The sequence below is a fragment of the Sphingobacterium sp. SRCM116780 genome (assembly GCF_021442025.1).
Taxonomy (GTDB): Bacteria; Bacteroidota; Bacteroidia; order Sphingobacteriales; family Sphingobacteriaceae; genus Sphingobacterium.
This window is the reverse complement of record NZ_CP090446.1, coordinates 4,158,120-4,177,827: the sequence shown is the minus strand read 5'-3', so window position 1 is coordinate 4,177,827 and position 19,708 is coordinate 4,158,120. Positions and strand designations below refer to the sequence as shown.

Sequence of the window (19,708 nt, the reverse complement as noted above, 5' to 3'; positions counted from 1 at the left end):
AAATCGCGTTGAAGTTCGCGTGAGTTCCTATACATATGTTCATGTTAATCACTTTCTTCTAATGTAAATAACTCTTCTATAGTTTTTTCTAATATTTTTGAAATCTTTAAGGATAAGACTGTAGATGGGACATACTTTCCTGCTTCTAATGCATTGATCGTTTGCCGACTTACTTGTACTAAGCTCGCTAACTGCTCTTGTGAATAACTTTTGATCACCCGATTGATTTTAATATTATTCTTCATGCGCTAACCTCCTGTTTAGTTTAAAAATTTGAAATCGAAAAATAATAATATAAAGCAATAATATAATATTTGGGCTTAAAAATGCAAGACTGATGTACCAACTGCCGTATATAAATGTTATTAATAAAACATTAAAAATTGCAAAAGAAATAATTGACCACGACCAAGAATAAAGACGAATTGAATTTATCATTTCATCTTCATACTTATATCGAGTAAAGGCGATAAAACTCAGACCCAAGAAAATCGATAAAAGTTGCAATGTAAGTCCCATGTCTGTATTAATAATTTCAAAAGGGCCATTATCTCCCCCTAAAACTGCAAATGTAGAAAAGGAAAATTCAAAAGGCATTACCTCCACGCCTTTTATTTTTGGATAGTTAGTAATTAAAATACTATTTTCTTTCAGGATATACAAAATAGTGGGGACTAAAAACAATAGGACTAATCCTAGACCAATCCATCGAAAGTGTCGCGGTAATAATGGAATTTTTTTCATAATGATAAGTTTTACTAAGGTTACAATAACTCAAATGTAAAACAAATCTTACATAATGTAAAGTATTTTTTACATTATTTTTTGAAACTAACTGTTTTTTTCAAGGAAGTCCAAAAACTTTCATTTGGATCATGAATTACATAACCGCAAATATTGCAGTCAATTTTTGTTTTTTGAGGAAAATGATTTGGATCTCTTTCTTGTTCAATCGGCGATTGGATCAATGATTCTTGACGAGTAGACAATGGAACTTCCCACTGTACATCATATATATTCCAATTTAAAGAATGACATCTTGGACATCCCAATGTACTAGAAGAATGTGCTACATCCTCCACAATTTGCGCAATAGTAAGATCGCTTAGCCCTCTAACATGCCGAATATAATCGCGAATTTGGCTTTGTGTCTCCTCCATATAACTTTCTATATGATAGGTATACAGAAACGCTAATTCTTGGTCAGAGTATTGTTTAATAAGATCAAGTATTGCACACATACCGTTACTTTTTATAATGACTCAATATTCCCTTATCTAAAGTTGCCCAGATTCCGGCTGGCATATTCGCTTTCTTCAGCGCATTATTTGTCCAGGTGTTACAAGAATGAAACATACTGTAAGATCCTTTAGCCTCATAAAAAGCATCGGAATCACTGTATTGGGCATTTGTGTTGATTAATATGGGTTTATTTTGCGTATCATAATCCAAGCTCTCTTTTACAAAATTGACCAGGGATTGATATTGTTCTGTATCGATCATATGCTTAAAGCAAAGATCATTTTCTTGGACATCTTTATGATAGCTCACATGGAGTGCCGTCTCTCCAATACCTGTAGCAGCCACAAAAGCAGTAGAAGCTTTTAGATCTTTCCATTCAGGTGTATTCAAATAGAATCCTTTATCTCCCCATCCAATACCAACAAAACGATGCGTAGTATCTTTCCCTGTCGTATTACTAAATGGAAATAAGGCAGACCAATCCATCTGTTCATTTTTGACTGGAAATACTAAATCTGTATGAACGCCATTGGACATCACATAGACGGTAATCGTCTTAGGAAGGGTTGATTCTTCTCTAGAGGCACTCATTCGAGAGAGGATACGCTCCGACAACCAATAGACGAAAACGATTAAAACTAAAGCAATGATACTATATAACAACACTTTGAATACTTTTATCATGATTATAATTGATGCGCAAAGAAAGAAAATACTTTTTATTCATCAAACATAAAAAAAACCCATAACAATCGCTATGGGTTTAAAAAATATTATTCTTTTTATTTAAAATAATTTCTCAGGATAAGCTCCGTCAGCAATTAATTTCAAAATAGAATTTTGTACAATTTCTTTATCTTCTTTGTAAGTTACACCGAACCATTTCGATGATGTTGGAATAACTTTAAAGTTAGCTTGTTTGGTTTGTACTAAATAATCTGCTACCGAAGGGATAAAAAATTCTGATTTCGGATCTTCTGAATTTTTCTCAACGAAATTTTTGAACATTTCTCCTGCGACAGCAAAAACTTTAGGTGTAAATCCCCAGAAGTTCATGGATACACGACTAAGTGGGTCTAGTTCTGTGATCGTATCTCCTTCTTCAAAAACAATTTTCTTCTCTCCTTCAAGTTCTTTGTAGTATATTTTTGTACGCTCGGTCACACTTTCCATATGGCCAGAAGGACTTACCACGCAAACACCTCTAGAAACATATCCATAATCAGATAGCGTATTATCAACTTGAAATCCCATCAAAGCCATCTCTTGATCTGAAACTTCAGCTGTTAAAAATTTCGCCATTTTTTGGTAAGAATCTGTACCATAAAAATCATCTGCATTGATCACACAAAAAGGCTCATTGATATGATCTTTTGCACTCAATACAGCATGAGCGGTACCCCATGGTTTTGCACGTTCTATTTCGCGGTCAATTCCGAATTTCTTTAAATCAAAATCTTGAAAAGCATAGTCAACTTCGATTTTACCTTTTAACTTTTCGTCAAAAACTTCACGCATTTTACCTAAAAACTCTTCACGAATAATAAATACTACTTTGCCAAATCCTGCATTGATAGCATCAAAAATAGAATAGTCAATGATGGTTTCGCCATGAGGGCCAAAGGCATCAATCTGTTTCAATGATCCGTAACGGCTAGCCATTCCTGCTGCCAAAATTAATAAAGTTGGTTTACTCATATTCAGTTACTCTAGGACTTTTCTCGTTTAATTTTTTTTTTGCAAATATATAAATATTTAGATTACTTTCTCTTAAAGAATGCTGTTAACAAACCACTTGCCAATTTACCTAACAGCTTCACACCTTCTCGTGCTAAGGTTGTTGTTGCAGTCTTTTGAGCGGCTTCCAGTGGTGTCTGTCTTCTCGATGTACTTTTTGCCTCTTTTGCTTCTTCTTTCTCTCGATTCAGCTGTTCTTGTTGCTCTACAGCAGTCTTTGTTTTTTCGTCAACAATCTCAGCTGCCGAACGATTTTCTTCTCGTTGTTGGTATTTTCCATACAACTCAGATTGCTTCATAATTTGATCGTAAGTCGCTGCATCAGCAGGTCCCATAACCGCGCGTGCAGGCACAAGATGTGTTGCCACAACTTCTGTTGGAATTCCTTTTTCATTCAAAACAGTAACTAGGGCCTGACCGATCCCTAAGGCGGTTAATACTTGATCAATTTCATAGAAATCTGACCTTGGGTAGGTCTTGACCGTTTTCCGTAAGTTTTCAGCGTCATTCGGTGTAAAAGCGCGCAATGCATGTTGAACACGATTACCCAATTGTGCTAAAACCGTCTCTGGAATATCTGTCGGTGATTGGGTACAAAAGAAAACACCAATACCTTTCGACCGAATCAATCGAACAATCTGTTCCACTTGTGTCATAAATGCTTTTGAAGCATCTTTAAACAACAAATGAGCTTCATCAAAGAAAAATACCAACTTAGGTTGATCCAAATCCCCTACTTCAGGTAAGTTTTTAAACAGTTGCGCTAAAATACTTAATAAAAATGTGGAAAATAATACGGGTTGATCTTGTACGTCTGAGATATTCAATAAACTGATGACTCCTTTACCATCTACTTTTTGAAATAGATCTTGAATTTCAAATTCTTTCTCTCCAAAAATATGAGCCACTCCTTGTTGTTCAATGGCGACTATTTTACGTAAGATCGTTCCAGAGCTAGAGGTACTAATTTTACCATAATCATCTTTGATTTCTTCACTGCCAGGGCCATCTGCAAGATAACTTAATAGTTTTTTGACATCATTAAAATCGGTCAAAGGCATATCGTGATCTTGGGCATATTTAAAGATCGCTGCTAAAACACCTGTTTGTGTATCATTTAACTCTAAGATCCGCGACAATAAAATAGGGCCTACATCCGATACTTTTATACGCATCGTCGTGCCTTTTGCTCCTGTTAAAGAAAACAACTCAATAGGGAAACTTGCTGGCTGAAATGGAACACCAACAGCATTTCCCCGATCAATAAGCGCTTGATTCGTTTGTCCTTCTACGGCTAATCCTGATAAATCACCTTTCACATCTAACATAAAAACAGGTACTCCTGCATCAGATAATTGCTCTGCGATTAATTGTAGCGTACGAGTCTTTCCTGTTCCGGTAGCACCAGCGATCAAACCGTGACGGTTCATCATCTTTAAAGCCAAATTAACTTTGGCATCAGCACAAATCTCACCATTCAAAATACCTGCACCCAGATATATAAATGCTCCTTTTGGACTATAAGATGCTTTTACTTTTTCAATAAATTGTTCTTTATCTGCCATTATAATTTATGATCTAATTTTTTAACGAATACCTTTTTCATTTCAGATACATCACGCATTTCATGCAAAGAGTATTCCACTAATTAAATATAAAAGGAAATATTGAGTCTTTGTAATTTTTTTGTCAGGTAAGACTTTTTTTTACAGAATTAACAATTTTTTAACTTGAAAATTGTATTTTTACATGCTTTCATTAAATTCGATCGCGCACACGGCTAAGGAAAATGTTTAACAAGAAGACTAGAAATATTGCGGCTTTATTATGTGCTTTTATCTTTTTCACAAAGATGAGCATATCCATTACCCCTATATTTTCATCTTTACTGGATCAGCACACTATCCTTCAAATTGTACTTCAATTAGAAATTGAAAATAACAATGGCGCACATAGTGATTTTAGCGAGTCTGGTTCCAAGTTTTTTAATACAAAAGCCGAAGAACCTTACACTTTAGCAATCATTACCGATAATAGTCATGCAAAACAAAGGCACTACTTAAAAAATGAGAAAAGCATCCAAGCTTTTCATCCCTCTGTGCCTACACCGCCTCCTAACTGCTAATTTCTTGTCTGTGCTTTCGCACGCAATCACTTCTAATCAGATCTGGTTAGAGTAAAATATCGTAAAAATTAGACAAAATTTAGACAAAAAACTAATGTTTGGAACTCGTATGTCTGCTTTTCTTAAACTTTCGAAAAGAGACTTAAAATATGATGTACCTGCTAGTGTTGTGGTGTTTTTAGTAGCACTTCCACTATGTTTGGGTATTGCAATGGCCTCTGGTGCGCCATTGTTTGCAGGATTGTTAACAGGAGTCATCGGCGGGGTGGTCGTTTCTTCTATCAGTAAATCGCCTTTAAGTGTTAGTGGTCCCGCTGCTGGACTTACAGTAATTGTACTCGGTGCTATTCAGAGTCTTGGGGCTTATGAAACATTTTTATTAGCGGTGCTTCTAGCGGGTGTTATTCAGCTGATCTTAGGTATCGCTAAAGCAGGTATGATTGGTAATTATTTTCCATCTTCTGTTATTGTGGGTATGCTTGCCGCTATTGGTATTACCATTATATTAAAACAAATTCCGTTGGCGCTGGGGATGACTGAACCCCATGCATTCGAATTTGATAATGGCCATGGAATTGCTGCATTTACAGATACATTATTATCTTCTGTCGGTTTAGGTGCTTTTATTATTTGTATTCTTTCCTTGATCGTTTTAATCTACTGGTCCAAAATACCAAAATTAAACAGCATCCCTGCACCGCTAATTGTTGTTGCTTTAGGTATAGGTTTAACTTATGCTTTTAATGGTACAAGTCTGCAATTGACAGATGCTCAGTTTGTCCTGGTTCCGATTGTAAATTCTTTCTCCGAATTTACAGGATTATTTACGCTTCCCGATTTCACACAAATTGTCAATAAGGATGTTTGGATAGTCGCCATTACTATCGCGATCATTGCGAGTTTGGAAACTTTATTGAGTATTGAAGCAGTGGATAAAATAGATCCTTTGAAAAGAAACTCACCAACAAACAGAGAGCTAATCGCACAGGGTATTGGAAATATGACTAGTGGTCTTTTAGGTGGTTTACCGATGACATCTGTTATTGTACGTTCTTCTGCGAATGTAAATGCAGGTGGAAGAACTAGACAATCTGCTGTTCTTCATGGCATGTGGTTATTATTAGCCATCTTATTGATTCCTGGTATTTTGAATTTAATACCGCTATCGTGTTTAGCTGCAATTTTACTGCAAACGGGATATAAATTGGCTAAACCAGCTTTATTTACATCGATGTATAAAAAAGGATTGGATCAATTTATTCCATTCTTTGTTACTCTTGTGGCTATTATTTGTACGGATCTATTAATGGGAGTTGGTGTCGGTATCGTTGTGGCAACGTTCTATATTTTGAAAGCGAATATGCAAAACGCATTTAAATTCGACATCGAAAAACATACTGAATATGATAAAGCAATCATTACTTTAGCTGAAGAGGTTTCTTTTTTAAATAAGGTTCCTATTCAACAAAAGTTATATAGTCTCCCTAAGTCTGTTGGATTAATCGTTATTAATGGATCTCAAAGTAAATTCATTGATAAAGATGTGATTGAAGTCATTAAGGACTTTGAACAAAATGCCTTGAACAAAGGGAAACGAATCGAATTGACGGATATCGTTTACAAGAAAAAATAATAAAATAAAAACAATTAATTAACGAAATTTGTATCCTATTGAGGATCATATAAACAGCTCATCGCAAGAAAAGAGCTATATCAAAAAATAAATATAAAATGGAAAATCAAGATTTAAAATTAGGGTTTGAGAAAATTTTGCAAGGAAATCGTGACTGGATGGATTTTGTTAAAGAGGACAAAACAGGTCGTTTTCAACAATTAGCAAAAGGTCAAAATCCTGAAATTTTATGGATAGGTTGTGCCGATAGCCGTGTTCCTGCAAATGAAATTACAGGAACTAAGCCTGGAGAAGTATTTGTCCACCGTAATATTGCGAATGTATGTGTTCATTCAGATATGAATATGTTAAGTGTGCTGGATTATGCTGTATCTGTTTTGAAGGTAAAACATATTATCGTAGCAGGACATTATGGATGCGGTGGTGTTGCAGCTTCATTAAGCCGTAAGCAATTTGGTGTTATTGACAACTGGTTATGTCACATTAAAGATGTTTATCGATTACATGCTGCGGAAATTGATGCCATTGACAACCAGGAGAAAAAAGAGGATCGGTTGGTTGAATTGAATGTCATCGAACAGGTTTTCAATCTTTGTACGACTTCAATTGTACAAAATGCATGGAAATCAGGTCAACCATTAGCTGTTCATGGTACAGTCATCAATATCGGTACAGGGTCTTTAGAAGATCTACATACAACTTTCACGAATAATGAGACATTAGGTAAAGTATTTGCCTACAAATAGCATCCCATAAAGAAGGTCGGAATTCCGACCTTCTTTATTTTCAAGTCGCTACTTAATATCAACTTACTCCTGCCTCAAGAGTTTCTACAATGCTCTTATACCTTACTTTCGATTATCTTATTTTAAAATACACGAACTACTACGGATAATTCGAAGTAATACTTAACTTTGTGTTATGATAAACGAGGAGAAATCATTAAATTTTATTGAAGAAATTATCGAAGACGATCTTCGTAATGGGACACATGATGGTCGTGTATTAACACGTTTCCCTCCCGAGCCAAACGGCTATCTTCACATTGGTCATGCTAAATCTATTTGTTTAAATTTCGGTTTAGCTCAAAAGTATAATGGCCAGACAAACTTACGTTTTGACGATACAAATCCGGTTACGGAAGATACAGAGTACGTTGAAAGTATAAAAAAAGACATCCAATGGTTGGGCTTTAACTGGGCTCAGGAATTATATACTTCTGATTATTTTGACACCTTATATCAGTATGCTGTTACGTTAATAGAAAAAGGCTTAGCGTATGTTGATGATAGTACCGCTGAAGAAATTGCAGCAGCAAAAGGTGCACCAACGGAGCCTGGAGTTCCGACTCCTGGTCGTAGTCGCAGCATCGAAGAGAATTTAACTCTTTTTCAAGAGATGAAAGATGGCAAATATCAAGATGGTGAAAAAGTATTGCGTGCTAAAATAGATCTAGCAAATCCGAATATGCATTTGCGTGATCCGTTATTATACCGCATCAAACATGCCCATCATCACCGTACTGGTGATAAATGGTGTATTTACCCGATGTATGATTTTGCTCATGGTCAATCTGATTCTATTGAAAAAATTACGCATTCTGTTTGTACATTAGAATTTATCCCACATCGTCCTTTATATGATTGGTGTATTGAGAAATTAGAAATTTTCCCTTCTAAGCAATACGAATTTGCTCGTTTAAACATGACTTATACGGTCATGAGTAAACGCAAATTACTTCAATTAGTCAATGACAAATTTGTAGCGAGTTGGGATGATCCACGTATGCCAACAATTTCTGGTTTACGAAGAAGAGGATATACACCAGCGAGTATTCGTATATTTTGTGATAAAATCGGAGTCGCTAAGCGTGAGAATATGATCGATGTCAGTCTTTTAGAATTCTGTATTCGTGAAGATTTAAACAAAACTGCTTGGAGAAGAATGGCGGTATTGGATCCGATCAAATTAGTGATCACCAATCTTCCTACCGATCATGTGGAAGAATTGCATGGTGAGAATAATCCAGAGGTTGAAGATGGTGAAGGATCACGCAGCATTCCTTTCTCAAATGAATTGTGGATAGAGCGTGATGATTTTATGGAAGATGCGCCTAAGAAGTTTTTCCGTTTAGGTCCAGGTCTTTCTGTACGTTTAAAAAATGCATATATCGTGACCTGCCATGATTTTGTTAAAGATGAGCATGGAAATGTGACGGAAGTACATTGTACCTATGTTCCAAATTCAAAATCTGGTGAAGATACTTCGGGTATCAAAGTAAAAGGTACTATACATTGGGTTTCTGTTCAACATGCCAAAGAAGCTGAAATCAGGTTATACGATCGTTTATTTAATGATGAAAATCCTGCAGCAGCAGAAAACTTTAAAGAATCGATCAATCCAGAAAGTTTAAAAATTGGTAAAGCATTCATAGAGCCTGATTTATTACATGCGGTACCAGGTAAAGGTTATCAATTTATTCGATTGGGATATTTTACGTTAGATACAACTTCAAAACCAGAGTGTTTGGTTTTTAATCGAACGGTCGGACTAAAAGACTCTTGGGCGAAAGAGGTTAAAAAAGCACAATAATAAATAGAAAGGGAAGCAAATGCTTCCCTTTTTTATGATCCATCACTCTCCGAGATACATCTGTTTATATTTTCGACCCAAATCTGCTACATATGCATAACGATCCTTTTCTTGTGTACTGGCGAGTATCCGTTCATACAAATTGACCGAGTCAATAGCCATTTTTATGTTGCGAACTTCCAGTCCTGTTTCTGGTTTGTCCTTAGCCAATTGCTGATAGTAGTCCATATGTTCGGTTAAAAATTTCATATTACGATCGACTAACTGATTGGCAAACTTTGTTTCCCCTGTCTTATAAAGTGTATCGATAACATCGGCATAACTCGTCACATCAGACATACTATATAAGCGTTGCGGTAGTTCGTTACATGCTTTTACAGCCACTTGTCGAGCTTGCTCTGTTTTCCCCTGTGCGAGTAGTGTTCTTGCTGCTTTTCCAAAAATTTCCTCGGCATACATCCCTGCAAAACGAAAGGAATCTGTATCCAAATAGGTTGCTTGATGTATATTTCCCCAAACATATTTTCCAACAATATTTTTATACAAATTATCTGCATTAATTAATGATTCTCCTTCTGCAAGTTTTGCCTCTATGGGCATTAAGCGATTGGCAAACCCCTCATTGACCATGTATTTATCTAATCCCATTAAGTTTTCACTTGGGATCATAGTGGAAAAATAGATTGGTCTTTGCCAATTGTTATTGACAAGAACTGACATCAAACCTAGATCTGCTCGGGTTACATAATCATTATTAAAAGTCCATTCCAGATGATTTGCTATTTCATTTTCCCATTCTTTAGGCACAACTTGATTTTGGATCACATCAGCTTTATTGACAGCAAGTTTGAAATGCTTTGTTGGTAAGAAATTTTCATACTGTCCATCTCTCATTTGAAGTTTATTATCATTACTATCGGATAATAAGAACTCCAGCAACAAGTTAATATCCGTAGATCCAGCTAAATTCAGGTCATGGTAAGGCAAAGATTCGCGGATTCCTTTTGCCACTTTTTCATTCGGAATGGTTATAGGCAGTCCTGCTGCTTGATAGGTTCCATTTTTCACTTGACGAAAATACCAATCGGAAGCCAAATAACTAATGACTACGATTCTCACATCTCGACGTACAGCTTCCACTTCTTGTAAATACCAGAGGGGAAAGGTATCGTGATCACCATAAGTGAATAGAATAGCATTGGGAGCGCATGTTTCCAGATAATTTTTTGCAACATCTCTTGCCAATGATTTCTCTGACCGGTTATGGTCATCCCAATTTTGATTAAGGAGTATCAAAGGTGCAGCAATAAGGCAGAATGATGTTGCCAAGAGGGCTGCATTTCGTTCATTGATATACTTTTTGAGAAACTCTGAAATGGCAAATACACCCAAACCAATCCAGATGGTAAAAGCATAAAATGATCCTGCATAGGCATAATCTCGTTCACGCGGCTGTAAAGGGGATTGATTTAAGTATACGACGATAGCCAATCCTGTAAACACAAATAACAAACCAACGACAGCTGCATCTTTCTTATTCCGTTTAAAGTGCCACAGCGCACCAGAGAGCCCAATTAACAAGGGAAGAAAAAAGTAGGTGTTCCGGGATGGATTATGAATCATCTCATCCGATAATTTGGACTGTCCTCCTAGATGCAAATTGTCAATCGCTTTGATACCTGACAGCCAATTCCCTTCTGCTAAGGAACCATTTCCTTGTTGATCATTTTGACGTCCAACAAAGTTCCAAAGAAAATAACGGGCATACATGTGTCCGATCTGATAATTAAAAAAGAATTTCAAATTATCTGTAAAATTTGCTTGTCTTCCTTCTTCAATGCCTAAATATCCTTTATAAAAATATTGATGATATGGTTTTTGACTATAAATTCTTGGGAAGATCGTCTCTCGATCAAATTGATAGCTTGATGATCTTTTTATTGCAGTATATTGATGGCTGTCTTTTCTATAATCAACGCGTTCATTAACATCTATTGGATTTGAATCAAAGTATGGGCCTTTTACCAATGGTTCTGATTCATACTGCTCCCGACTCAAATATCCTAAAAAAGAGAAGACATTTTCAGGGTCATTATTGTTTAGTGAGGGGTTGGCTTCTGCTCGAAGCAACACCATGGTGAAAGAGCTATACCCCAATAGTATAAAACAGGTTGCTAAAAGGGCTGTATTCAAAACAACTTTCCCCTTTTTGATGGAGTAGTGGATGCCATAAATTAATGCTGCAATCATCAATACTGCGAAAATCAATATACCTGAACCGAATCCGAATCCAATGGTATTGACAAAGAATAGATCAAACTTAGCAGCAAATTTAATGAGGTATTGGATCACGCCCCAAAGGATAAAGGCTAAAATTCCAAGCCCAATTAACATGGCTTTACTGATCCCCCAGAAAGTCGCTCGTTCGGTTTTCTTGAAATAAATAATGAGTGCTATCGCTGGAATAACCAATAGGTTCAATAGATGAACCCCAATTGAAAGTCCTATTACGTAAGCAATGACAATGAGCCAACGATCTGCTTGTGGTTTATCTGCACGTGCCTCCCATTTCAGGATTGCCCAAAATACGACTGCTGTACATAAGGAGGACATGGCATAGACTTCGGATTCCACTGCTGAATACCAAAATGTATCGGAGAAACTGTAAGCTAAAGCTCCAACCACACCTGCTCCCATTATTTTAATAAGCTGATTTTTATCAACGGGTTGATCATCGGAATGGGTAATTTTTTTAGCTAGAGCTGTAATGGTCCAAAATAAAAACATAACGGTCAGACCACTGCAAACAGCAGAACCGATATTCATCCAAAAGGCAATCTGCGATACATGACCTAAAGCGAAATTTGAAAATATGTTCTGCAACATCAGAAATAAGGGTGCTCCAGGTTGATGAACAATCTGAAGTTTATAAGCTGAGGCAATAAATTCGCCTGTATCCCACCAACTGGTCGTCCTTTCGGCCGTCATACTAAAAACTAATGTTGCCAAGATGGCACATACCCAGCCTAAGGTGTTATTCACTTTCGTATAGTTCATTGTTGCTAAAAGTTATATTTGGTTAAACGATAAATCAAATTGTAAACTGATTTTTAACTAAATATAACAAAAGGGGATTTCATTTTATACCGATTAACCTTTTTTAACAAAAAATTTACAACACATAAAAAGAGCCTGTTATAGCTCGATAACAGGCTCTTTTTATAATATTCAAATATGTTAAAATAATTTTTCTACAATACTCTTTGTTGGACCTGGGTTACTCATGGTATAAAAATGCAAAACAGGTGCACCAAACTTAATTAACTCTCTACATTGTTCCACTAACCACTCCTCACCTACCTGTCGTACATCTGCATTATTTTTACACGCAGATACTGCTTCACTTAATTCTTCTGGAATATCCAAATGGAAAATCTTAGGTAATGTGATTAGTTGCTTTTTTGTTGTCAAGGGTTTTAATCCTGGTATAATAGGAACATGAATACCATTTTCTCTGCATTTGGTGACAAACTCTTTATATTTTTCCACATTGAAGAACATTTGAGTTACAATAAATTCAGCACCCATTTCTACTTTTTTCTTCAACCATTTGAAGTCTGTATTAAAGTTCGGGGCTTCAAAATGTTTTTCCGGATAACCTGCAACCCCAATACAAAAGTTTGTCTTTTCTGAACTTACGATATCTTCATGTAGGTACTGACCTTGATTCATATCCGCAACTTGCTGCAATAGATCCGTTGCAAATGCATGACCTCCTTCAGTAGGAATGAAATCGGCATCCCCTTTTCGAGCATCCCCTCTCAAGACCAATACATTGTCGATACCCAAGAAGTTCAAGTCGATTAATGCGTTTTCCGTTTCCTCTTTTGTGAAACCTCCGCAGATAAGATGCGGTACTGCATCGACTTTATACTTATTCATAATAGCCGCACAGATCGCTACTGTACCAGGGCGTTTGCGATAAGCGACACGCTCTAATAAACCGCTTTCGTGCTTCTTATAGAGATAATCTTCTCTATGATAAGTCACATCGATAAAAGGAGGCTTGAATTCCATAAGTGCATCCATTGTTTTAAAAATACTCTGGATACCTTGTCCTTTTGCTGGTGGCAACAACTCAAAAGAAAACAACGTATTTCCTTTGGCATTATTGATATGATCAACGATTTTCATTAATTTCTTTTAAATGTGATTTGGTTGGCTTAAATCGAAATGCACAAGTAAACTTGTTTCAACTTATCTTTCCCATCTCTGAGTTGGGGTAGAATGTAGCACCTTGTAAATTAACAGGTTGCTAAGGCTTCATTGGGTCTAGTCCCTCTGCCTTTCTCTATAAGCATCGGCTAATATCGGTAATAGAAGTAAATAATCAAAATAATATTAACAAGCTTGTTAAAAATAGTGCTTCATCTTATCGCAATTTGCTTCAAAAAACATCAAAAATGCTCAATATAATGCAGTTACTATAAAGTACCAAGCGTATTTCGCAAGTCTTTTAGATAGAAACTCACTAATAAACTACCCTTTATTCCGTATTTTACGCGCTCACCTTTTTTAAATCCTTGAGATAAGTAATCATAAGCTACTCGAGCATTGTTATCGTTAAAATATAATTCTTTCCAAAATAATGGAACATCAGCCCATTCTTTCAAAGCTATCCCATTTGAACCATATATAATCGGGGATTCAATGGCGTCTATTTTAAAATCATTATAAATCCCTGAATTGCTAATGTGTTGAAAGTATGCAATTGAATAATCTAAAAAGTTTAAAGCTCGTTGTTTTACCTGCTGTTCATTCTCCAGTTGTGTTGGAATATGACGCCATTCATTGATCGTTATATCAAATTTACTTGGTTTCTCTCGTTCTGCTGTTTCATCTAAAGCAAGATTGATATATAGTTTACCACTATTGGGTAATCGAATCGAATTAAAATTTGAAAAATCTCCCTTTAATTGGACAAAGCCTACTTCTGTTTGCATAATTTCTAATGGAAAAGATTCGTTATTTTCATCTTCCAATATAATTTTATCATCGTCAAATGTGTATTGACCATGTAATAACACATCATCTATCGCAAGGATATAATGATGATCATCTTTTAATGACAAAAAAGATCGATGATAACTTGGATATTCGCATGCTATACGACAATCGATACTATTTATGTCGTCTCTCTTATGTTCCAGGTAGCTTTTTTCAGTGTAACCACAGATAACTTGATAGTTTCCCTTGGGTATTGTTTTACTTCCGCCAAAAAAAGAGCATGAGGAAAACAGGAACATCAAAATCGGCATGTATACTTTCATAATGGCTAGGTTATTCTTGACAATAAAGATAATTCTTTTTATAATTATTACAAGTTTGTTCTCCCTAAAAAAGAAGAGTTGCTACAGCAATAACTATAGCAACTCTTCTTTTTTACTAAAATGGTTCTTTCCGTTTATATTTCTTTGTACAGCTCGACCAATCCTTCTGGTAGATCGACTTCCAAAACTTCTTCTTCGGGATCAATTCCCAATATCAGGTCGTCATTTAAAGGGAACATCAATTCCTTATCGTTAAAATCTACGGTTGCGATAAATTGTTGTGGCATTTCTTGTACATGCGTAATCTCCCCCAACTCACCATGTGTCTCGTCAATAACAAGATACCCGATCAGATCCGTATACCTAAAATCTTCCGGATCTCGTTCTGGCATTTTATCATTGGGAAGATAGATTTTCTTACGTACTAAGGGTTGTGCTTTGTCAATATGATCTACATCCTCCAAGTTCAAGTAGGCCGTGCTATTTGTTTGGTACTTGATATTGTCAACAAAATAGGGTACTAGTTTTTTATTGACTTCAACAAATAGGACATCAAAGTCTAAATCTTGATAATCTTCAAATTCAAAAAAAAGTTGGAGCTCTCCTTTTAATCCACGAGTTTTACTAATATAACCGATATAAAAACTTTCTTCTATTGTCATGTTCTTAATTGAAAAGGCAAATTTAAAAATATAAATACAAGATTGAAAGATTTTTTAGGTGTATGCCTTTCAATCATGATTCAAAAAAAGCCGGATCATAATGAACCGGCTTTCTTGATACTGTATGAATAGAAAATTATCCTTCAGTTTCTTCTGTCGCTGGAGCTTCAGTTTCTTCTGCAGGAGTTTCCTCTGCAACTGGAGCATTTTTAGCAGCAATAGCAGCAGCTTTGTCTGCTTTTTTCTTAGCTTCAGCAGCCAATGCTGTTTTCTTAGCTTCAGCTTTAGAAGATGCTAAACCGTCTTTTTTACCAGCAGTTTTAGCGTCATTAGCGTCATTCCAAGCAGCAAATTTTGCATCTGCAGCAGCTTCATCAAATGCACCTTTTTTAACACCACCCAATAAGTGTTTTTTGTATAAAACACCTTTATCCGAAAGGATAGTACGAGCTGTGTCAGTAGGTTGAGCACCTTTATTCATCCAATCCAAAGCTTTTTCAAAATCCAAAACGATAGTCGCTGGGTTTGTGTTTGGGTTGTAAGAACCAATACGTTCAATGAATTTACCATCGCGTGGTGCGCGTGCATCTGCTACTACTAAGTGGTAAAAAGGACGTCCTTTTTTACCATGTCTTTGCAATCTGATTTTAGTTGCCATGTTTTCTTTTTATTTATGTATTCAACATATCCCCCGAGCTTCATGCAAGAGGGGACGCAAAGATACAAATGATTTTTGAAAGTAAAAAGCTAAAAATCACTCTGCTAACTCTTTGAGCTATAACCCAAAAGAAGGATGTAAAATTTCAAAGCACAGATTCTCAAAAATGAACTACATACGTCGTAAATCACTCACTCCATTACAGATATACATTTTATGGGGTAAGCACTTTCAAGAGACAGTAGCATTTCATCGTAAAAAGGGTTGAATAAACGATGAGTATTGATTCTGCGCTTTTTACTTCATTTTCATATTATCTATGGATTATTGCCGATATAATATTAACTTTCATTCCATGAATAACATTGCCCCTTTAAAGATTTTAAAAGCTTCGGCTGGTTCAGGAAAAACATTTAGTTTAACCGTCCATTATCTTACTTTATTACTTTCGAAAGAAAATAGCTATCGCGAAATTTTAGCAGTTACGTTTACAAATAAAGCGACGGCAGAGATGAAGGAGAGGATTTTATCTGTTCTTAAAGGACTTGCTCAAGGTGATCCCAGTAAAAAAATCAACGATTATCGGCTGTTGCTTTTAAAACAATTTTCAAATTGGGACGCGGGATTGATTCAAGAAAAAGCATACCGTGTCTATCGAAAAATACTTCATGATTATAGTCATTTCACCATTAGCACGATTGATGGATTTTCGCAAAAAGTGATTCGAAGTTTTACCTATGAACTTCACCTGGATGCAGCATATAAAATAGAAATGAACACCAGTAAGGTTAGACAGGATCTTACCGTGATGTTAAACCACTTATTGGATAAACGTCCCGATTTATTGGAATGGATCATTGAGTATGCGGAGAAGAAAATTGCAAATAATGAAAATTGGAATTACCGAAGAGAATTAACCAATCTGGCCAATGAAATATTTTCTGAAAATTTCAAGGAATTTGACAAGTTTCTCTTATCTCAAAACTCAGATCAGGTATTCAATAAATTAAATAAGGAGATTGAAACATTCATTCGGGTATTTTTAGAAGCCTTACAAGAGGAAGTGAAAAAATTCGAAGGGGCTTTTAAATCGCTAAATCTGGATGCTGCTGATTTAAAAGGAAAAAGTAGAAATCCTATTTACACTTTATCTCATGCCCAAGTGAATGTTTTCAAATTAAGCACAGCTAAGCTTGAAGAGATTATCAATAAGTATGTGAGTCTGATTGGTCATGATGACGCCTTTTTAGATGGTAAAAAGGAAATCAATTGGGGTCTGCAGCAAGCTATTTTACCCATTCTAGGCAACTTCAAACTATTAGCAGATAAATTTAGGACATACATCACTTACGAAGCCTTCCAAAAGAACTTCTATTACCTACGTTTGCTCAAAGAAATGAGTGACTTGCTAGCGCAATGGCGAAAGGAAAATAATGCGCAATTGATTTCTGATGCACAAATTCAATTGAACAAGCTGGGATTAGATCAACATGGCGATCCTACTTTTATTTGGGAAAAGATTGGAAATCGCTATCAGTATTTTCTTTTTGATGAATTTCAGGATACTTCACGAATTCAATGGAAAAACTATAGTCCTCTATTGATCAATGCGCTTGGAAATGCTTCTGGAAAACTCGCTGAACATTTAATCGTTGGGGATGTGAAGCAGAGTATTTACCGTTGGAGAAACGGTGATTGGAGAATCTTACTTGAGCAGGCTGAAAAACAAGTGGCAAACTCTTTTCACATTTCAAATGAAGAGGATCTAAAAGAGTTAATCGAAAATGGTTCTTTAGATATAAACTACAGAAGTCTTCCGAATATCATTCATTTTAATAATTATCTTTTTGAAACTATTCCGCAACAGATTCAACAGTTGCTCAATGAACATATAGAAGAGAATTTAACGGATGAAGGGAAAAATTGGTGGAAAGAGATGGGTTATGATCATATGATCATGAAGGCTTATGAAGGTGCTTCTCAACAAATTCCAGAAGAAAAAATATACGATGAGTCGAAAAAAGGATCCATTACGATCAAGTATTTACCGGTTGAAAACAACATCCGAAGAAACTCGCAAGTGGAGCCTGCAGCTGTGGAAGCTTTATGTCAGCAGATTCATCATTGGTTGGCAACAGGAAGATATCAAGCCAATCAAATTGGTATTCTCGTTCGCTCCAATAAACAAGCTCGATTGGTCATCCATGAATTAATGAATTATCGGAACGAGCATCATCTACAATTTGAGGTGATCTCTGGTGATGCATTAGCGTTAGAAGCTAATGAGGGCATACAATTGTTGATCGAAACGTTAAAAGCTTTTGTCTTCAATACAGATAAACATATTTTGTATAAGGCAAGGTTTACTCATCTCTATCATATTATTCAAAAAGGCAAAAACTTTGATGATGAAATCTGGCTAAAATTTAAAGACAATGATGTTCGAAATCTACAGGGCGATCTTCCAAAAGATTTAATCGACAACTGGGATAACTGGCAAAAGCTACCTCTAGTTCATTTGGTTGAGAAGTTGATAGAGGCTTTTGGGTTGACTTCACAAAACAATCCTCATATACCTTATATTTTAGCATTTAAGGATATGATCGCAAATTTCTCTTCCAATGGGGAAAGAGGGATTAATCAATTCTTAACCTTTTGGGATGAAGATGGGACTAAAGCGGTATTGCCCTCATCGGGTAAGATAGAGGCTATTGAAGTAACGACTGTCCATAAATCAAAAGGTTTGGCTTATGATGTGGTCATGATTCCGTTTTGCAGTTGGACGCTAGATGGTATGACGAATGGGAATTTTTGGATTGATACAGAAGAGACAGCATTAGCACCAATAGGGAAAGCGCCTATAAAATATACTGCAACTCTAGGGCAATCAACTTTATACCGAAAATATTATGAAGAGATGGTCTTCAATTATATGGATGCGCTCAATACTTTTTATGTAGCAACTACGCGTGCAATAGAACATATATATATTTCTGCTCCTGCTTTTAAGCAACTTGCAGATAGAAAAACAGGTGAAATATTGGGAATGGATATAAAAAATGATTTGATAGGTGATATTGTGTATCAATCATTGATGAGCAATAAAAATCAATTTGGTTTAACGGAGAATGAGCTGAACATGGATTGTATTATTGTTAGAGAAAGTGAGGATAAAATTGAAATTGGAAAAATAGCGCTTCAGCAATATCCGATTTCAAAAGAACTAGATAAAGCTTTTGAAAAGTCATCACAACGCACAATCAATAGCATTTTATTATTAGACAAAGCTTCTCAATATGGGGTGATGGCGCACGAGATCATGTCAATTGTTACTTCGAAAGACGAAATAGAACCCACCATCAATCAATATATTGCAGAGGGTATTTTTACTGCGGAAGAGAAGTCTGCTATTTTACATGAAGTTAATCAGATCTGGCAACATCCACAGATTAACAGGTGGTTGGTCGGTGATTTCAAGATCTGGAATGAATCAGGCATCATTACTGCCAAAGGCGAAACATTACGTCCAGATAAAGTTTTCACAAGTGAAAACGAAACAATTGTTCTGGACTTTAAGTTTACGCAGAATGAAGCTTTATCGCATCAAAAGCAAGTCAATCAATATGTTAATACGCTAGCGGAATTGGGTTATAAAAACGTAAAGGGGTTTTTATTTTATGCCAAATCAAATGATTTGGTTGAAGTTGTATCACATGTTAAATACTAAGA

General features: G+C 35.8%; 16 protein-coding genes and 1 riboswitch. Of the genes, 5 read left to right on the top strand and 11 right to left on the bottom strand.

Features of this window, described 5'->3' with window-relative positions; all coding sequences use genetic code 11:
* Nucleotides 1–44 precede the first annotated feature (44 nt).
* The 6 genes from LZQ00_RS18020 to LZQ00_RS17995 all read right to left on the bottom strand — a co-directional run bounded on the left by LZQ00_RS18020 (nt 45) and on the right by LZQ00_RS17995 (nt 4,544).
* Nucleotides 45–245 carry a helix-turn-helix transcriptional regulator gene (locus LZQ00_RS18020; protein WP_234510642.1) on the bottom strand — a complete coding sequence of 67 codons (201 nt, stop codon included), beginning with the start codon at nt 243–245 and terminating at the stop codon, nt 45–47.
* On the bottom strand, nt 235–744 hold the full coding sequence (locus LZQ00_RS18015; protein ID WP_234510641.1) for a hypothetical protein: 510 nt from the start codon (nt 742–744) through the stop codon (nt 235–237). Before LZQ00_RS18015 ends, LZQ00_RS18020 begins: the two co-directional genes overlap by 11 nt.
* Nucleotides 745–818: 74 nt before the next feature.
* Nucleotides 819–1,241, bottom strand: coding sequence for a hypothetical protein (locus LZQ00_RS18010; protein WP_234510640.1), 423 nt, complete (start codon nt 1,239–1,241; stop codon nt 819–821).
* 4 nt (nt 1,242–1,245) lie between these two features.
* Nucleotides 1,246–1,926 carry a TIGR02117 family protein gene (locus LZQ00_RS18005; protein WP_234510639.1) on the bottom strand — a complete coding sequence of 227 codons (681 nt, stop codon included), beginning with the start codon at nt 1,924–1,926 and terminating at the stop codon, nt 1,246–1,248.
* A gap of 102 nt (nt 1,927–2,028) precedes the next feature.
* Nucleotides 2,029–2,940, bottom strand: coding sequence for a sugar phosphate nucleotidyltransferase (locus LZQ00_RS18000; protein WP_234510638.1), 912 nt, complete (start codon nt 2,938–2,940; stop codon nt 2,029–2,031).
* A gap of 62 nt (nt 2,941–3,002) precedes the next feature.
* Nucleotides 3,003–4,544, bottom strand: coding sequence for a helicase HerA-like domain-containing protein (locus tag LZQ00_RS17995; RefSeq protein WP_234510637.1), 1,542 nt, complete (start codon nt 4,542–4,544; stop codon nt 3,003–3,005).
* Between the two features lie 224 nt (nt 4,545–4,768).
* On the opposite strand from LZQ00_RS17995, the gene LZQ00_RS17990 reads away from it, so the two are divergent.
* The 4 genes from LZQ00_RS17990 (at nt 4,769) to LZQ00_RS17975 (ending at nt 9,329) form a co-directional block, all read left to right on the top strand.
* Nucleotides 4,769–5,104 carry a hypothetical protein gene (locus LZQ00_RS17990; RefSeq protein WP_234510636.1) on the top strand — a complete coding sequence of 112 codons (336 nt, stop codon included), beginning with the start codon at nt 4,769–4,771 and terminating at the stop codon, nt 5,102–5,104.
* Nucleotides 5,105–5,198: 94 nt separating this feature from the next.
* Entirely contained in the window at nt 5,199–6,737 is a 1,539-nt protein-coding gene (locus tag LZQ00_RS17985) for a SulP family inorganic anion transporter (protein ID WP_234510635.1), read from the top strand.
* Nucleotides 6,738–6,835: 98 nt separating this feature from the next.
* Entirely contained in the window at nt 6,836–7,483 is a 648-nt protein-coding gene (locus LZQ00_RS17980; RefSeq protein ID WP_411028058.1) for a carbonic anhydrase, read from the top strand.
* A 175-nt stretch (nt 7,484–7,658) separates the two neighbouring features.
* Nucleotides 7,659–9,329 carry a glutamine--tRNA ligase/YqeY domain fusion protein gene (locus tag LZQ00_RS17975; RefSeq protein WP_234510634.1) on the top strand — a complete coding sequence of 557 codons (1,671 nt, stop codon included), beginning with the start codon at nt 7,659–7,661 and terminating at the stop codon, nt 9,327–9,329.
* 42 nt (nt 9,330–9,371) lie between these two features.
* On the opposite strand, the gene LZQ00_RS17970 is transcribed toward LZQ00_RS17975, so the two are convergent.
* From LZQ00_RS17970 to LZQ00_RS17950, 5 genes are all read right to left on the bottom strand, one after another.
* A complete protein-coding gene (locus LZQ00_RS17970) occupies nt 9,372–12,386 on the bottom strand; it encodes a DUF2723 domain-containing protein (protein ID WP_234510633.1) in 3,015 nt (1,004 codons plus the stop codon).
* Between the two features lie 180 nt (nt 12,387–12,566).
* The gene (gene metF / locus LZQ00_RS17965; protein ID WP_234510632.1) at nt 12,567–13,523 is read right to left on the bottom strand and encodes a methylenetetrahydrofolate reductase [NAD(P)H]; all 957 of its coding nucleotides are present in this window, start codon (nt 13,521–13,523) and stop codon (nt 12,567–12,569) included.
* A 60-nt stretch (nt 13,524–13,583) separates the two neighbouring features.
* Nucleotides 13,584–13,689: riboswitch (SAM riboswitch) on the bottom strand.
* A gap of 124 nt (nt 13,690–13,813) precedes the next feature.
* Entirely contained in the window at nt 13,814–14,659 is an 846-nt protein-coding gene (locus LZQ00_RS17960; protein ID WP_234510631.1) for a hypothetical protein, read from the bottom strand.
* A 134-nt stretch (nt 14,660–14,793) separates the two neighbouring features.
* Complete coding sequence (gene rimM / locus LZQ00_RS17955; RefSeq protein ID WP_234510630.1) at nt 14,794–15,321, bottom strand: ribosome maturation factor RimM; 528 nt, start codon at nt 15,319–15,321, stop codon at nt 14,794–14,796.
* Between the two features lie 136 nt (nt 15,322–15,457).
* Nucleotides 15,458–15,979, bottom strand: coding sequence for a 30S ribosomal protein S16 (locus tag LZQ00_RS17950; RefSeq protein WP_234510629.1), 522 nt, complete (start codon nt 15,977–15,979; stop codon nt 15,458–15,460).
* Between the two features lie 355 nt (nt 15,980–16,334).
* Between LZQ00_RS17950 and LZQ00_RS17945 the strand changes: the two genes are divergently transcribed.
* Complete coding sequence (locus LZQ00_RS17945; RefSeq protein ID WP_234510628.1) at nt 16,335–19,706, top strand: UvrD-helicase domain-containing protein; 3,372 nt, start codon at nt 16,335–16,337, stop codon at nt 19,704–19,706.
* The last annotated feature ends 2 nt before the right edge of the window (nt 19,707–19,708 follow it).

What these genes read in the sequence shown, in the direction of transcription:
- LZQ00_RS18020 (WP_234510642.1), bottom strand. Translation starts at nt 245, where the DNA reads ATGAAGAATAATATTAAAATCAATCGGGTGATCAAAAGTTATTCACAA.
- LZQ00_RS18015 (WP_234510641.1), bottom strand. Translation starts at nt 744, where the DNA reads ATGAAAAAAATTCCATTATTACCGCGACACTTTCGATGGATTGGTCTA.
- LZQ00_RS18010 (WP_234510640.1), bottom strand. Translation starts at nt 1,241, where the DNA reads ATGTGTGCAATACTTGATCTTATTAAACAATACTCTGACCAAGAATTA.
- LZQ00_RS18005 (WP_234510639.1), bottom strand. Translation starts at nt 1,926, where the DNA reads ATGATAAAAGTATTCAAAGTGTTGTTATATAGTATCATTGCTTTAGTT.
- LZQ00_RS18000 (WP_234510638.1), bottom strand. Translation starts at nt 2,940, where the DNA reads ATGAGTAAACCAACTTTATTAATTTTGGCAGCAGGAATGGCTAGCCGT.
- LZQ00_RS17995 (WP_234510637.1), bottom strand. Translation starts at nt 4,544, where the DNA reads ATGGCAGATAAAGAACAATTTATTGAAAAAGTAAAAGCATCTTATAGT.
- LZQ00_RS17990 (WP_234510636.1), top strand. Translation starts at nt 4,769, where the DNA reads ATGTTTAACAAGAAGACTAGAAATATTGCGGCTTTATTATGTGCTTTT.
- LZQ00_RS17985 (WP_234510635.1), top strand. Translation starts at nt 5,199, where the DNA reads ATGTTTGGAACTCGTATGTCTGCTTTTCTTAAACTTTCGAAAAGAGAC.
- LZQ00_RS17980 (WP_411028058.1), top strand. Translation starts at nt 6,836, where the DNA reads ATGGAAAATCAAGATTTAAAATTAGGGTTTGAGAAAATTTTGCAAGGA.
- LZQ00_RS17975 (WP_234510634.1), top strand. Translation starts at nt 7,659, where the DNA reads ATGATAAACGAGGAGAAATCATTAAATTTTATTGAAGAAATTATCGAA.
- LZQ00_RS17970 (WP_234510633.1), bottom strand. Translation starts at nt 12,386, where the DNA reads ATGAACTATACGAAAGTGAATAACACCTTAGGCTGGGTATGTGCCATC.
- metF (WP_234510632.1), bottom strand. Translation starts at nt 13,523, where the DNA reads ATGAAAATCGTTGATCATATCAATAATGCCAAAGGAAATACGTTGTTT.
- LZQ00_RS17960 (WP_234510631.1), bottom strand. Translation starts at nt 14,659, where the DNA reads ATGAAAGTATACATGCCGATTTTGATGTTCCTGTTTTCCTCATGCTCT.
- rimM (WP_234510630.1), bottom strand. Translation starts at nt 15,321, where the DNA reads ATGACAATAGAAGAAAGTTTTTATATCGGTTATATTAGTAAAACTCGT.
- LZQ00_RS17950 (WP_234510629.1), bottom strand. Translation starts at nt 15,979, where the DNA reads ATGGCAACTAAAATCAGATTGCAAAGACATGGTAAAAAAGGACGTCCT.
- LZQ00_RS17945 (WP_234510628.1), top strand. Translation starts at nt 16,335, where the DNA reads ATGAATAACATTGCCCCTTTAAAGATTTTAAAAGCTTCGGCTGGTTCA.